Source organism: Polaromonas glacialis (genome assembly GCF_000709345.1).
In the GTDB taxonomy this organism is placed as follows: Bacteria; Pseudomonadota; Gammaproteobacteria; order Burkholderiales; family Burkholderiaceae_C; genus Polaromonas; species Polaromonas glacialis.
The window spans coordinates 3082355-3095946 of record NZ_KL448323.1 but is presented as its reverse complement, the minus strand read 5'-3'; the positions used below and the strand labels follow the sequence as shown (position 1 = coordinate 3095946).

Here is a 13592-nt window from a genome sequence, read left to right as displayed (position 1 = left end):
CGGTTACAAAGGGAATCGCGCCAAAGCCCTGACTGTAATGAATTCCTGACCACCACCGGAGAAAAACCTTGAGCACCACCGTGGACTACTACTTCACCCCGCAAAGCCCCTGGGCCTACCTGGGCCATGAGCGATTCGCAGACATCGCGCGCCGGGCGGGCGCCACGGTCCGTATCCTGCCCATTGACCTGGGCGGCAAGGTGTTCCCGATTTCAGGCGGCTTGCCGCTCGGCCAGCGCGCGCCGCAACGCCAGGCTTACCGCTTGCTGGAACTGCGGCGGCATGCGGACTTCCTGGGCTTGCCGCTGCATGTCAAGCCTAGATTCTTTCCGGTCTCTGGCGACGATGCCTCGCGCCTCATCATTGCGGTGGACCTGCACGACGGCCTGGACGCCGCCATGAAGATCAGCGGCGCGGTCTTTCGCGCCTGCTGGGCGCAGGAGCGGCACATTGCCGACGAAAAAGTCCTGGCCGAGCTGCTGGCCGAATGCGGCCTAGAGGCCAGCCGGCTGGAGCAGTCCTACAGCCAGGCGGTGCAGGAGCGCTACGAGGCCAATACCGGGCAGGCGATCGAGGCCGGCGTCTTCGGCGCGCCCAGCTACCTGATCGACGGCGAATTGTTCTGGGGCCAGGACCGGCTCGATTTTGTCGAGCGCCGGCTCCAGGCCGTCTGACTGAATCGTCCGGTTTTCCTCTTTTTTTCCTTCCCCCGCTTTCCAAACAACTTCCAACAGGAGCTTTTCACACCATGGGTCAATTCACCAAACTCAAGTCCGCCGACGGTTTCACGGTTTCCGCCTATGTGGCGGAGCCCGCAGGCAAGCCGCGCGGCGCCATCGTCGTGGTGCAGGAAATTTTCGGCGTCAACTCGCACATCCGCTCGGTGGCCGACCGTTTTGCCGCCGAGGGCTACCTGGCGGTGGCGCCGGCCACTTTTGACCGGGTCAAGCCCGGAGTGGAACTGGCCTACACCGAGGACGACATGACGGCCGGGTTTGAGCTCAAGACCGCCGTCGATGCGCTGCCGGGCGCCGGCGTGCTGCTAGATATCCAGGCTGCCATCGACCATGCGGCGCAGCTCAGTGGCGGCAAGGTTGGCATCATCGGTTTTTGCTGGGGCGGCCTGCTCACCTGGAAGGCCGCGTGCCTGCTCAAGGGCCTGTCGGCGGCGGTTCCCTACTATGGCGGCGGCATCACGGCCGAGAGCGAAATCGCCCGCCAGCCGCAATGCCCGGTGATGGCCCATTTCGGCGACCAGGACCACTGGATTCCGATGGAAGGCATCGAGGCATTCAGCAAGGCGCACCCGGAAGTCGCGGTGCATGTGTATTCGGCCAATCACGGCTTCAACTGCGACCAGCGCGCCTCTTACGACGAAGCTGCCGCCCAGTTGGCGCGTGAGCGCACGCTGGCCTTCCTGGCCGAGCAGCTCGGCTGAGGGCCTGAAAAAGCGGTTGCGCGGGCCGACTGCAAGGTGACTTCCTCGACTCGATGCGTCCCCTTCTCTTTTGTCATTGCGGGCCTGACCCGCAATCCATCAGTGAGCAGTTAAACGCGCGGTGAATTCCAACCGCTGCCTGGCTGTGGCTTGGTTGAGGTGCCGTGGATTGCGGGTCAAGCCCGCAATGACAGAGGGGAGAGCATGTTTTAAGCCGTTTGCGCAATACCAGCCAGCATGTGAAGCTATGCTATCAATAGCAATCTACTGCCGGCAAGGCCAAGGCCTGGCACGTCGGACGCTCAAACCGCAGGCGGCTTCAACGGGCTTTCCTGCTGGGCCTGCTCGATCTGGGCAATCAGTTTTTCGGGATGGGTGACCTGCTTGAGAAAGCGCAGCTCGGCGTCCATGCTGACATCCACTCCGAGCTTGGCGGCAATCTGCTCCAGCAACTGCAGCGTCTTGGTGTTTTCCTGCTCGGTCAGCAGGTTGATCTGCAGGTCGAGCTGGTTGCGCCGGTCGCTGATGCGCAGCTCGTAGTTCTGGCTGATCAGGATGAAGGCGGAGAGAAAAATCGCCTCCAGCGAAACCACCAGCGTCAGAAAAGTGTACGGGTAGGGGTCGAAATGCCGCAGCCCCGGCCACGAATTCCAGGCCAGCCAGCCGCAAAAAATCAGCACATGCAGCCAGACAAAAGGCATGGAACCGCAAAAGGTCGCCACGAAGGCGGCAATGCGGTCCGCCCGGCTGCGCTTGTCCATGGCCTGCGCCTCGACCCGGCGCATCGACTCGACGTTGTCCCGCGTCAGGTCATCGGCGCTGGCCTCGGCGGTGCCGGGGTCGGCGGTGAATAAAACGGGCATCAACTGTCCTTGTGGGTGGTGCGGCTCAGCCCTTGCACGGTGTACAGGGCGTCTTCAATGGCGGCAGCTTCGGCGGTGTTGTCAAAGATGCACCAGACGGCGGCGTCAAGTGTTGCCGCCAGCCGCAGCCGGGCGACCAGCGCATCGAGCACGGCGCGATCATAGGCCGAGTAATACATGCGTGGCGAGCCGTGCAGGCGCACATAGACCAGGCCGGCAAAGCCGCCCGGCAGCCGGCCGGCTTCATGCACCACCGGGTCGGCCAGCACGCGGCCGACCTGCCAGGCGTTCAGCAGCGGGTCGGCCGGCGCGGTGAACCAGCTGGCATGGCGCGGCTCCAGCGCCACCGGGCCGGCGTGGCGCTCGCGCAGGAGGCGCAGAAAATCCCGGACCCGCGCGGCATCGAAGGCCAGGCTGGGCGGCAGCTGCACCAGCAGGCAGCCCAGTTTTTCACCCAGGCCGCCGGCCTGCGCCAGAAAGTCGTCGAGCAGCCCGGTGCAGTCGGCCAGGCGCTGCTGGTGCGTGATGGTCTTGGGCAGCTTGACCGAAAAACGGAAGTGGTCGGGAACGCTGGCCGCCCAGCGCGCATAGGTGGCCGTCTGGTGCGGCCGGTAAAACGACGAGTTGATCTCCACCGCGTTGAAACGGGCGGCATAGCGCTGCAGATGCGTGCCATCGGCCGGAAATTCAGGCCACATGGGGCGCGGCAGGCTCCAGCCGGCGCAGCCGACCTGGATGCGCGCAGGCGGCGCCGCCTTCGCGCAAGCAGGGCGTTCGTCGGGAAAGAGGCTGGCTTGCATGGCGGCAAACACCCGGCCAGGGTTCAGCGGCTGGTCCGCGCCAGGTAGCGCTTGCGCCAGAACACCGACACGACCACGACCACCAGCAGCAGCATCAGGCCAAAGGTCCACCAGAAACCGGTCGCGCTGTGGATGGCCGGCAAAAACTCGAAGTTCATGCCGAAGAATCCGGTGATCAGGTTCAGCGGCAAAAACACCGCCGTCAGCGCCGTCAGCGTGCGCATGATGTCGTTGGTACGGTGGCTCTGCGCCGAAAAATGCATCTGCACCGCTGTTTCAGCGCTTTGCTCCATGCGCCGCACATGGTGTACGACGCGCTCGATATGCTCCAGCACATCGCGCGACCGTACCTTGAGCAGATCGCGCTCACGTTGTGCGGCCGGCGTGTCGGCGTCCGGCCAGGTTTCAATCGAATCAATCCAGTCCTGCAGGGCCGCGCGCTGGTCTTCGCAAATCTCGTCGAGCTGGTGCAGCGCCAGCCGGGCGTCGAGCACCGAATTCCAGTTGTTGAAACGCGTGCCGGGATTGAGCAGCTCGGACTGCCAGTGGTCCATCTGGCGCGTGAGTTCGCGCCGCAGATCAAGGTAGCCATCGACCATCTGGTTGACAATGCGCATCATCAGGTCGGCCGGGCTGCTGGGCAGCTTGACGCCGTTGGCGCGTGCTTCGCTCGATGTGGCGTTGAGCAGCTTGAGCGCATAGGCTTCGCGCACGGCGCAGCCGGCCGGATGCACTGTCAGCAACACCCGGTCAAACACCGCAAAACCCACCGGGCTGGTGTCGATCCGCTTGAGCACCGGCGGGCCGCTGCGCTTGGCGGGCTGGTGCAGCGGTTCGCCGGGCTGGGCCAGATCGGTTTCGGTGCGGCCTGCTGCCAGCCGCCGGAACACCAGCATGTCGTACTGCGAGGTGTAGTCGTAATGCGAGGGTAGCTGGTTGTTCAGCAGATCGGAGACATGCAGATCGACCAGCTGGGTTCCGCACAGACGCTGCAGCGTGGCCTGAATCGGCGCTTGCATGACCTCGAACTCGCGCCGCGCGCAGGCAATCCAGACGAAACCCTGTGCCGGCAGTTCGGTCGGCAGGGAATCGGTCTCCAGGACGCCCTGGCTGCCGGAGTGGATGGTGAACACGCGCATGAAGGCTCGAATCCCTTGGTTAAGTATTAAAAAGGCCTTTTGCGCATATTCCACGGGCGCAAGCAGCTACTATTTTGATAGTAAATTTCGCACGCCCGGTGGAGGCGCTTCAGCCTTGGCGAAGCTTTCGCGCCGCGTCGATGGCGAAGTAGGTCAGCACGCCATCGGCGCCGGCGCGCTTGAAGGCCAGCAGGCTTTCCATCATCACCGCGTCATGGTCGAGCCAACCGTTCAGCGCGGCGGCCTTGAGCATGGCGTATTCGCCGCTGACCTGGTAGGCGAAGGTCGGCACCTGGAATTCGTCCTTCACGCGGCGCACCACGTCCAGGTAAGGCATGCCGGGCTTGACCATCACCATGTCGGCGCCTTCGGCAATGTCCATGGCGACTTCGCGCAGCGCTTCGTCGGAGTTGCCCGGGTCCATCTGGTAGACCTTCTTGTCGGCCTTGCCCAGGTTGCCGCTGGAGCCGACCGCGTCGCGGAACGGGCCGTAGAAGGCGCTGGCGTACTTGGCGCTGTAGGCCATGATGCGCGTGTGGACCAGGTCCTGGCTTTCCAGCGCGGCGCGGATCGCGCCGATGCGCCCGTCCATCATGTCGCTGGGCGCGACGATGTCCACGCCGGCCTCGGCCTGCGTCAGCGCCTGCTGCACCAGCACTTCGAGCGTCTCGTCATTCATGATGTAGCCGTTGGCATCCGGCAGGCCGTCCTGGCCGTGGCTGGTGAACGGGTCCAGCGCCACGTCGGTCATCACGCCGAGTTCGGGAAAGCGCCGCTTGAGTTCGCGCACCACATGCGGCACCAGGCCTTCGGGGTTCAGCGCTTCGCGGCCGTCCTCGGTTTTCAGCGAGGCGTCGATCACCGGGAACAGCGCCATCACCGGAATGCCCAGCTTCACGCACTCCTCGGCCACCGGCAGCAGCAGGTCCAGGCTCAGGCGCTCGACGCCGGGCATGGAGCCGATCGGCTCGCGCCGGTGCTGGCCGGCCAGCACGAATACCGGGTAGATCAGGTCGTGCGCGGTGAGGGCGTTTTCACGCACCAGGTTGCGCGTGAAGCTGTCACGGCGCAGGCGACGGGGGCGGCCCATCGGGAAAGGAGCGAAGTTGGTGGCATGCAGGGTCATGGGGCAAATTGTGCCAAAGCTTTGCGTCCTGGCGCGAATGCCTGGCGCAGTGCCCTTTTGGCGCCAGGAATGTGCCAGTCTTTACAAGCCCTTACTGCCGTGGGTGTCAACGCTATATGGCGGTATGCGGGGCCCGGGACTAGAATGAAAACGTGCGGTTACCAGTGTATGGCGATTGCATCCCGCTTTTCCTCCCTGAGCGGGGCCTTTGCGTGTGACAGCAAAAAGGCGTTTCAATCCCGGCGGGCCATCAGGTCGCCGGGATTTTTTTTGCCCGCTTCCAGGCGCGCCGGCGGGTGAAATCGGGAGGGCTAAACTAGGCCGATGCTCTGGGTCAAATCCTTTCACATCGTTTTCATCGCCAGCTGGTTCGCCGGCCTTTTCTACCTGCCGCGCATTTTCGTCAACCTGGCCATGGTGCCGCCGCAAAGCATTGCCGAGCGCGAGCGGCTGCTGCTGATGGCCAAGAAGCTGATGCGCTTCACCACCATCCTGGCGGTGCCGGCGATTGTCCTGGGCTTGTGGCTGTACCTCGGTTACGGCATCGGGCGCGGCAGTTACTGGATGCATGCCAAGCTGGCCGTGGTGGTACTGGTAATGGGTTACCACCATGCCTGCGGCCGCATGCTGGCGAAGTTCGTCGCCAACCGCAACACCCGCAGCCATGTCTGGATGCGCTGGTTCAACGAAGTGCCGGTGCTGCTGCTGACGGTCGCCGTCGTCCTGGTGATTGTCAAGCCGTTCTGACGGCCCGGCTCAATCCAACACGACGTGGCCACCGATTCCCCCCCAGCAGACGCAGGCAGGCCGGCTTCGCCGGATGCCATGCGTCGCCCCCTGCAAGGGGGGGCGGAACTACACGAAGCGCAGCGCAGTGAGGACGTCGGGGGTGTGCCAATTCTTCTGCAAGGGGGAAAGGAAGTACACGAAGCGAAGCGCAGTGACAACGATGGGGGTGTGCAACAGACCACCGCCTGGCCGCTGGCGCTGGCGCTGGTCTGCCTGATCATCTACGCCAGCCTGTATCCGTTTTCGGAGTGGCGCAACCAGGGCATTTCGCCGCTGCGCTTCCTGGCCTCGCCCCTGCCGAAATACTGGACCGGCTTTGACGTCGGCATCAATTTGCTGGGTTATGCGCCGCTCGGTTTCCTGCTGGCCGTGTCGGCGCTGCGCAGCCGGCGCGTGGCCTGGGCGGTCAGTGTTTCGGTGCTGGGCGCCGGCCTGCTGTCGCTGGCGATGGAAACGCTGCAGAACTACCTGCCGTCGCGCATTCCCTCGAATGTCGATCTGGCGCTGAACACGCTGGGCGCCTGGATCGGGGCCTGCTGCGCGCTGGCGCTGGAGCGCTCCGGACTGATCGACCGCTGGAGCCGCTTGCGGGCGCGCTGGTTTTCACCCGATGCGCGCAGTGTGCTGGTGCTGCTGCTGCTCTGGCCGGTGGCCCTGCTGTTTCCGGCGTCGGTCCCGATGGGGCTGGGGCAGGTCTTTGAACTGCTGGAGTCGGCGCTCGCCGATGCGCTGGCCGACACGCCCTTTCTGGAATGGATGCCCATGCGCGAGGTTGAGCTCCAGCCCCTTGTGCCGCTGGCCGAACTGGTGTGCGTGGCGCTGGGCGCGCTGATTCCATGCCTGCTGGGCTATTGCGTGATTCGCCGGCTCGGACAGCGCGCGGTGTTTGCCGTCGCTGCCCTGGCCATCGGTCTGGGCGTATCGGCGCTGTCAGCCGCCCTCAGCTACGGACCCGAGCATGCCTGGGCCTGGCTGGATGTGCCGGTCCAGGCCGGCATCGGCATGGCCGTGGTGCTGGCCGCGCTGCTGCTGGCCGTGCCGCGCCGCGCGGCTGCCGCGCTGGCGCTATTGGCGCTGGCGACTCACCTGAGCCTGCTCAACCAGGCGCCGGCCAACCCCTACTTTGCCCAGACGCTGCAGATCTGGGAGCAGGGCCGCTTCATCAAGTTTTACGGGCTGGTGCAGTGGCTCGGCTGGTTCTGGCCCTATGCCGCGCTGGCCTGCATGCTGGCGCGGCTTTCCAGCCAGGAGCCGAAGGCGCTCGCCAGCGAAACGTAAAATTGCCGCATGACCCTTTCCACTGCCACTAACCCTTCGCCAGATGGCGTCCAGCCCGCCCCTGCGGCTTCGTACTACGAGCGGCACATCTTCTTTTGCCTGAACCAGCGCGGCAAGGGCGAAGCCTGCTGCGCCGACCAAGGCGCCGAGCAGGCTTTTGACCGCTGCAAGAAGCTGGTCAAGGCTGCCGGGCTGTCCGGGCCGGGCCAGGTGCGGGTCAACAAGGCCGGCTGCCTGGACCGCTGCGCCGGCGGGCCGGTGGCGGTGGTGTATCCGGAAGCCGTCTGGTACAGCTATGTGGACGCCAGCGACATCGACGAGATTGTCGAGTCGCACCTGAAAAACGGCCAGGTGGTCGAACGCCTGCTGACGCCACCCGGTCTGGGGCGCTAAAGCCCGGCAACGCGGCTGAATCGATAAAAACAGCATGATTTAAGCCATTTGCGCAATACCGGCGGGCGCAGGCAGCTATTATTTATATAGCACTTTCCTGCCAGCGAAAGAAAGCGTTTTCCATGAACTCCAAAACCCAGAAGACCACCATCGCCGGCCCGGCCGGCGCGCTGGACCTTGCCCTGGACCTCCCTGCGGGCGAATCGCGCGGCATTGCGGTCATCGCCCATCCGCATCCGTTGTTTGGCGGCACGCTGGACAACAAGGTGGTGCAGACGCTGGCGCGGGCCTTCGTGCAGTCCGGCTGGACGGCCGTGCGCTTCAACTTTCGCGGCGTCGGCGGCAGCGCTGGCAGCCACGACGAAGGCCGGGGCGAACTGCAAGACCTGCTGGCGGTGGTGCAGCATGCCGCGCCTGCAGGCGTTGGGCAGGCGGCGCTGGCGCTGGGCGGCTTCTCGTTCGGCGCGTTCGTCACCACGCATGCGTTTGCCCGGCTGCAGGCCAGCCGCCCGATTGACAAGCTGGTGCTGGTCGGCACCAGCGTCAGCCGCGCGCCCGCCGCGCCCATCGATGCCGCCGCGCACAATCGCACGCTGGTGGTGCATGGCGAGCAGGACGACACCGTTCTGCTGTCCGACGTGTTCGACTGGGCGCGCCCGCAGGCACTGCCTGTTACGGTTGTCCCCGGGGTGGGTCATTTCTTTCATGGACAATTGCCGCTGCTGAAAAACCTGGTGCTCCGCCACCTGGCTTCGCCTGTGAATTGAATCTTTTGCGGCGAGCGCGGTCCATTCCGCTCTGCCTCGCCTTTTCTCCCTTTTTTCTTTCTTTTTACCGGTTTTTTTGACATGCAATGCTTCCTCAAGGCCCCTGCCGGCCTGCGCTCTCTGGCCACCACGCTGGTCCTGTTTGTCTCGGTCGCGCTTCCGGCAGCGCATGCCCAGGCACCTGCAGTGCCTGAAATCGCCGCCCGTTCCTATCTGCTGCTCGACGTCACGGCCAACCAGATCCTGGCCGCCAAGGACATCGATTCGCCGGTCGAACCCGCGTCGCTGACCAAGCTGATGACCGAATACCTGGTGTTTGACGCGCTCAAGTCCAAGAAAATCACCTTGAGCCAGACCTTTGGCGTGAGCCCGCGCGCCTGGAAGATGCCGGGTTCGCGCATGTTCATCGACCCCAAGATGCAGGTTCCGGTCGAAGACCTGATCAAGGGCATGATCGTTCAGTCCGGCAACGACGCCACCATGGCGCTGGCCGAAGGCGTGGGCGGAACGGCCGAGCATTTCGTCGAGCTGATGAACCAGCAGGCCAAGGCGCTGGGCATGAAATCAACCAGCTACAAGAATCCCGAAGGCCTGACCGAGCCCGGCCACACCACCACGGCGCGCGACCTGAGCATCTTGTCCACGCGCCTGATGACCGATTTTCCCGACTACATCGGCTACTCGGCGATCAAGAAATACCGCTATCCCGGCACGCCGGCGACCAACGACACCAACCGCAACACGCTGCTGTTCCGCGACCCGACGGTCGATGGCCTGAAAACCGGCCATACCAATGCCGCCGGCTACTGCATGATTGCCACGGCCCGGCGCGAGTTTCCGAACCTGGGCGCGGCCGGCAAGCCCGGCGGCCGGCGTTTGCTGGCGATCGTGCTGGGCGCGTCGAGCGACAGCGCCCGCGCCAATGAAACGCAAAAGCTGCTGAACTGGGGCTACACCGCCTTCGAGGCGGTCAAGCTGTTCGATGCCGGCCAGGCCGTCGTCACGCCCGCAGTCTGGAAGGGCAAGGACGCGGTCGTCAAGCTGGGCCGCCCCGAAGCGATCGTGGTGTCCGTGCCGGCCGGCAGCGCGTCAAAACTCAAGACCCAGGTCGCCCGGCCCGAGCCGCTGGTCGCGCCTTTCAAGCAAGGCCAGCTGGTCGGCAGCCTGAAGATCATGAACGGCGACGACCCCGTGCCAATGGCCGAAGTGCCGCTGATGGCGCTGGAAACCGTGGAAGAGGCCGGCATCATGGGCCGCGCCTGGGATTCGATCCGGCTGTGGATCAAGTAAACAATGGTTTTCAGGCAGAAACGATGCTTGCCGTCCTCCTGTCCTGAGCGAAAAAACGGGCGCTGCATCAAGCCGTGCCTGTGCAGCCAAGCCCCGTTATGGCGTAATCCTTGAGGCTTTTGGCTAACCGGCTTATACTAGAAAGCTTTTCCGCTTTTGGTGCGGAGAAGTTTTCCGTATTTTTATATCGTTTTTCAGACGTTTAGGGACGTTTTTCAATGCCAACCATCAATCAATTAGTTCGTCAGGGGCGCGAGGTCGAAAAGATCAAGTCAAAAAGCCCCGCGATGGAAAATTCTCCACAGCGCCGCGGTGTTTGCACCCGCGTGTACACCACCACGCCTAAAAAGCCTAACTCTGCGCTGCGTAAAGTTGCCAAAGTTCGCCTGACCAATGGATTTGAAATCATTTCCTACATCGGCGGCGAAGGCCACAACCTGCAGGAACACAGCGTCGTGCTGGTTCGCGGCGGCCGGGTCAAGGATTTGCCGGGTGTGCGTTACCACATCGTTCGCGGATCACTCGATTTGCAAGGCGTGAAAGACCGCAAGCAGTCGCGCTCCAAGTACGGCGCGAAGCGTCCAAAAGCCAAGTAATTGGTCCATCGGTTCGAACTTCACCGTTCGCGCCCGAAGAAGCTGTCAAAAGTCTTTTCAAAAAAAACAGGTGCTTGACTCACCCTGGCCGGTGTTTTGAGCGAAGTGACCCAAGTGCAAGTTGTTTGTGCCGGTCGAGTAAGTGGGAGTTTGCTAACTCTCGCGGTGCTGTCCAAAGCAGTGCCAACTGAAGCAAAGAGGTGAAAAAATGCCACGTCGTCGCGAAGTCCCTAAACGTGAAATTCTTCCTGATCCAAAATTTGGCGATGTCGATCTTGCCAAATTCATGAACGTGATCATGCAAGGCGGCAAGAAAGCCGTCGCAGAGCGCATCATTTATGGCGCTCTGGAGCAAATCGAGAAAAAGAACCCCGGCAAAGATCCGCTGGAGGCTTTCCACATGGCCATCGGCAACATCAAGCCCATGGTTGAAGTGAAGTCCCGCCGCGTCGGTGGTGCAAACTACCAGGTGCCGGTTGAAGTGCGTCCTGTCCGTCGTATGGCCCTGGCCATGCGCTGGTTGAAAGAGGCCGCCAAGAAGCGCGGCGAGAAGTCGATGTCATTGCGCCTGGCCAATGAATTGATGGAAGCCACCGAAGGCCGTGGCGGCGCCATGAAAAAGCGTGACGAAGTTCACCGCATGGCCGAAGCCAACAAGGCCTTCAGCCACTTCCGCTTCTAATATCGATTGCAGTGCTGACTGCGCTTGCTTGACGGGCTGCCCCCAGGCATCAGGTGACCAAAACACCTTGATTTCTGGCGGTTCAACCCCAACTCCTGCCGGCCCGGCGCCAAAAGCGCCCGGCCGGCAGACGCGTAGAAAAACAAGAGAACTATCTTGGCAACGAGTCTTTGTTCGTAACACCGAACTGAAAGTAATTTATGTCCCGCGCTACCCCCATTAAAAACTACCGCAACATTGGTATTTCCGCGCACATTGACGCTGGCAAGACCACCACCACCGAGCGGATCCTCTTTTACACCGGCGTGAGCCACAAGATTGGTGAAGTCCATGACGGCGCGGCCACCATGGACTGGATGGAGCAGGAGCAGGAGCGTGGCATCACGATCACCTCCGCCGCGACCACGTGCTTCTGGAAAGGCATGGACAAGTCCTTCCCTGAGCACCGTATCAACATCATTGACACCCCGGGCCACGTTGACTTCACGATTGAAGTCGAGCGCTCGATGCGCGTGCTTGACGGTGCCTGCATGGTTTATTGCGCCGTGGGTGGCGTGCAGCCCCAGTCTGAAACCGTCTGGCGTCAGGCCAACAAGTACAAAGTGCCACGCCTGGCCTTTGTCAACAAGATGGACCGTACGGGCGCCAACTTCTTCAAGGTCGTCGAGGGCATGAAGCTGCGCCTGAAGGCCAGCCCGGTTCCCATGGTCATCCCTATTGGCGCTGAAGAAAACTTCACCGGCGTCGTTGACCTGATCATGATGAAGGCCATCATCTGGGATGAAGCTTCGCAGGGCATGAAGTTTGAATACCGTGAGATTCCAGCTGAACTGCTGGAGTTGGCCAAGGAATGGCGCGAAAAGATGGTCGAGGCTGCTGCCGAAGCCAACGAAGAACTGATGAACAAATACCTTGAAGAGGGTGATTTGTCCGAAGAAGAGATCAAGTTCGGCATCCGTACGCGCACCATTGCCAGCGAAATCCAGCCGATGTACTGCGGTTCTGCCTTCAAGAACAAGGGCGTGCAGCGCATGCTGGACGCCGTGATCGACTTCATGCCTTCGCCCGTTGACATTCCGCCCGTCAAGGGCACCGATGATGATGAAGAGCCCGTCACCCGCAAGGCTGACGACTCGGAAAAATTCTCGGCGCTGGCCTTCAAGCTGATGACCGACCCGTTCGTGGGCCAGTTGACCTTTGTGCGCGTCTATTCCGGCGTGCTGAAAAAGGGCGATACCGTTTACAACCCCATCAAGGGAAAGAAAGAGCGTATCGGTCGTATCGTGCAGATGCACGCCAACGAGCGTCAGGAAGTCAGTGAAATCGTCGCGGGTGACATCGCTGCCTGCGTGGGCCTGAAAGACGTGACCACCGGCGAAACGCTGTGCGATCCGGACGCCATCATCATGCTGGAACGCATGGTCTTCCCCGAGCCTGTGATTGCCCAGGCCGTCGAGCCAAAAACCAAGGCTGACCAGGAAAAAATGGGCATCGCACTGCAGCGCCTGGCTGCGGAAGATCCATCGTTCCGCGTCAAGACCGACGAAGAATCGGGCCAGACCATCATCGCCGGCATGGGCGAGCTGCACCTGGAAATCATCGTTGACCGCATGAAGCGCGAATTCGGTGTGGAAGCCAACGTCGGCAAGCCGCAGGTGGCCTACCGCGAAACCATCCGCAAGACCATCGAAGATGCCGAAGGCAAGTTCGTTCGTCAATCGGGCGGCAAGGGCCAGTACGGCCACGTCGTGCTCAAGATCGAGCCGAACGAGCCCGGCAAGGGCATCGAGTTCATCGACGCGATCAAGGGAGGCGTGGTGCCGCGCGAGTACATTCCTGCGGTTGAAAAGGGCATCAACGAAGCCGTGACGGCTGGCGTGCTCGCCGGTTATCCGGTGGTCGATGTCAAGGTGACGCTGCATTTCGGCTCCTACCATGACGTGGACTCGAACGAACTCGCGTTCAAGATGGCAGCCATCTTTGGTTTCAAGGAAGGCTGCCGCAAGGCCGGTCCGGTCATTCTGGAGCCGATGATGGCTGTGGAAGTCGAGACGCCTGAAGACTACGCCGGCAATGTGATGGGCGATCTGGCCTCACGCCGTGGCATGGTGCAGGGCATGGAAGACATGATTGGTGGCGGCAAGGTCATCAAGGCCGAAGTGCCATTGTCCGAAATGTTCGGCTACTCGACCACGCTGCGTTCGGCAACCCAAGGCCGTGCCACGTATTCGATGGAGTTCAAGCACTACACCGAAGCACCGCGCAATGTGTCGGAAGCCATCATGGCTGCGAGAGCCAAGTAAAGAAATTGCGGGACAGACCGAAGGACGCGCAAAGCGCCCCTTCGCTCTGTCCCCAACTGACCAGTCCCCGAATTAGATTCCCTGTCTGCGATTACGCGCCTTTCACTGCCCGTGGTGAAAAACAAAGC

At 62.3% G+C, this 13592-nt stretch carries 14 protein-coding genes; 10 read left to right on the top strand and 4 right to left on the bottom strand.

The annotated features are described in order from the left end of the window. Positions 1 to 68 precede the first annotated feature (68 nt). Positions 69 to 674: a 2-hydroxychromene-2-carboxylate isomerase gene (locus EC86_RS0115195; RefSeq protein ID WP_029526578.1), complete on the top strand. Its 606-nt coding sequence runs from the start codon at positions 69 to 71 to the stop codon at positions 672 to 674. Between the two features lie 74 nt (positions 675 to 748). After that, on the top strand, positions 749 to 1438 hold the full coding sequence (locus EC86_RS0115190; RefSeq protein WP_029526577.1) for a dienelactone hydrolase family protein: 690 nt from the start codon (positions 749 to 751) through the stop codon (positions 1436 to 1438). Between the two features lie 302 nt (positions 1439 to 1740). On the opposite strand, the gene EC86_RS0115185 is transcribed toward EC86_RS0115190, so the two are convergent. The 4 genes from EC86_RS0115185 to hemB form a co-directional block, all read right to left on the bottom strand. Continuing rightward, on the bottom strand, positions 1741 to 2301 hold the full coding sequence (locus EC86_RS0115185; protein ID WP_029526575.1) for a DUF1003 domain-containing protein: 561 nt from the start codon (positions 2299 to 2301) through the stop codon (positions 1741 to 1743). Beyond that, positions 2301 to 3101 carry a DUF72 domain-containing protein gene (locus EC86_RS0115180; RefSeq protein ID WP_029526574.1) on the bottom strand — a complete coding sequence of 267 codons (801 nt, stop codon included), beginning with the start codon at positions 3099 to 3101 and terminating at the stop codon, positions 2301 to 2303. The genes EC86_RS0115185 and EC86_RS0115180 overlap by 1 nt, the downstream gene beginning before the upstream one ends. A 23-nt stretch (positions 3102 to 3124) precedes the next feature. Beyond that, positions 3125 to 4240: a magnesium transporter CorA family protein gene (locus tag EC86_RS0115175; protein WP_029526573.1), complete on the bottom strand. Its 1116-nt coding sequence runs from the start codon at positions 4238 to 4240 to the stop codon at positions 3125 to 3127. A gap of 109 nt (positions 4241 to 4349) precedes the next feature. Further along, the gene (hemB, locus tag EC86_RS0115170; protein ID WP_029526572.1) at positions 4350 to 5366 is read right to left on the bottom strand and encodes a porphobilinogen synthase; all 1017 of its coding nucleotides are present in this window, start codon (positions 5364 to 5366) and stop codon (positions 4350 to 4352) included. A 324-nt stretch (positions 5367 to 5690) separates the two neighbouring features. Here hemB and EC86_RS0115165 point away from each other — a divergent pair, with 324 nt between their 5' ends. The 8 genes from EC86_RS0115165 (at position 5691) to fusA (ending at position 13464) form a co-directional block, all read left to right on the top strand. Beyond that, positions 5691 to 6113, top strand: a complete 423-nt coding sequence (locus tag EC86_RS0115165; RefSeq protein WP_029526571.1) for a CopD family protein — start codon at positions 5691 to 5693, stop codon at positions 6111 to 6113. Between the two features lie 210 nt (positions 6114 to 6323). Further along, positions 6324 to 7433 carry a VanZ family protein gene (locus tag EC86_RS0115160; RefSeq protein WP_036772237.1) on the top strand — a complete coding sequence of 370 codons (1110 nt, stop codon included), beginning with the start codon at positions 6324 to 6326 and terminating at the stop codon, positions 7431 to 7433. 9 nt (positions 7434 to 7442) lie between these two features. Continuing rightward, the gene (locus EC86_RS0115155; RefSeq protein ID WP_029526569.1) at positions 7443 to 7826 is read left to right on the top strand and encodes a (2Fe-2S) ferredoxin domain-containing protein; all 384 of its coding nucleotides are present in this window, start codon (positions 7443 to 7445) and stop codon (positions 7824 to 7826) included. 122 nt (positions 7827 to 7948) lie between these two features. After that, a complete protein-coding gene (locus tag EC86_RS0115150; RefSeq protein WP_029526568.1) occupies positions 7949 to 8593 on the top strand; it encodes an alpha/beta hydrolase in 645 nt (214 codons plus the stop codon). Between the two features lie 81 nt (positions 8594 to 8674). Continuing rightward, positions 8675 to 9883 carry a D-alanyl-D-alanine carboxypeptidase family protein gene (locus EC86_RS0115145; RefSeq protein WP_029526566.1) on the top strand — a complete coding sequence of 403 codons (1209 nt, stop codon included), beginning with the start codon at positions 8675 to 8677 and terminating at the stop codon, positions 9881 to 9883. Positions 9884 to 10101: 218 nt separating this feature from the next. Then, positions 10102 to 10479 carry a 30S ribosomal protein S12 gene (gene rpsL, locus EC86_RS0115140; RefSeq protein ID WP_011799633.1) on the top strand — a complete coding sequence of 126 codons (378 nt, stop codon included), beginning with the start codon at positions 10102 to 10104 and terminating at the stop codon, positions 10477 to 10479. A gap of 208 nt (positions 10480 to 10687) precedes the next feature. After that, complete coding sequence (gene rpsG / locus EC86_RS0115135; protein WP_011799634.1) at positions 10688 to 11161, top strand: 30S ribosomal protein S7; 474 nt, start codon at positions 10688 to 10690, stop codon at positions 11159 to 11161. 200 nt (positions 11162 to 11361) lie between these two features. After that, a complete protein-coding gene (gene fusA, locus EC86_RS0115130; protein WP_029526564.1) occupies positions 11362 to 13464 on the top strand; it encodes an elongation factor G in 2103 nt (700 codons plus the stop codon). Positions 13465 to 13592: the final 128 nt, after the last annotated feature.

What these genes read in the sequence shown, in the direction of transcription:
- EC86_RS0115185 (WP_029526575.1), bottom strand. Translation starts at nt 2,301, where the DNA reads ATGCCCGTTTTATTCACCGCCGACCCCGGCACCGCCGAGGCCAGCGCC.
- EC86_RS0115175 (WP_029526573.1), bottom strand. Translation starts at nt 4,240, where the DNA reads ATGCGCGTGTTCACCATCCACTCCGGCAGCCAGGGCGTCCTGGAGACC.
- fusA (WP_029526564.1), top strand. Translation starts at nt 11,362, where the DNA reads ATGTCCCGCGCTACCCCCATTAAAAACTACCGCAACATTGGTATTTCC.
- EC86_RS0115165 (WP_029526571.1), top strand. Translation starts at nt 5,691, where the DNA reads ATGCTCTGGGTCAAATCCTTTCACATCGTTTTCATCGCCAGCTGGTTC.
- EC86_RS0115180 (WP_029526574.1), bottom strand. Translation starts at nt 3,101, where the DNA reads ATGCAAGCCAGCCTCTTTCCCGACGAACGCCCTGCTTGCGCGAAGGCG.
- rpsL (WP_011799633.1), top strand. Translation starts at nt 10,102, where the DNA reads ATGCCAACCATCAATCAATTAGTTCGTCAGGGGCGCGAGGTCGAAAAG.
- rpsG (WP_011799634.1), top strand. Translation starts at nt 10,688, where the DNA reads ATGCCACGTCGTCGCGAAGTCCCTAAACGTGAAATTCTTCCTGATCCA.
- hemB (WP_029526572.1), bottom strand. Translation starts at nt 5,366, where the DNA reads ATGACCCTGCATGCCACCAACTTCGCTCCTTTCCCGATGGGCCGCCCC.
- EC86_RS0115150 (WP_029526568.1), top strand. Translation starts at nt 7,949, where the DNA reads ATGAACTCCAAAACCCAGAAGACCACCATCGCCGGCCCGGCCGGCGCG.
- EC86_RS0115155 (WP_029526569.1), top strand. Translation starts at nt 7,443, where the DNA reads ATGACCCTTTCCACTGCCACTAACCCTTCGCCAGATGGCGTCCAGCCC.
- EC86_RS0115190 (WP_029526577.1), top strand. Translation starts at nt 749, where the DNA reads ATGGGTCAATTCACCAAACTCAAGTCCGCCGACGGTTTCACGGTTTCC.
- EC86_RS0115145 (WP_029526566.1), top strand. Translation starts at nt 8,675, where the DNA reads ATGCAATGCTTCCTCAAGGCCCCTGCCGGCCTGCGCTCTCTGGCCACC.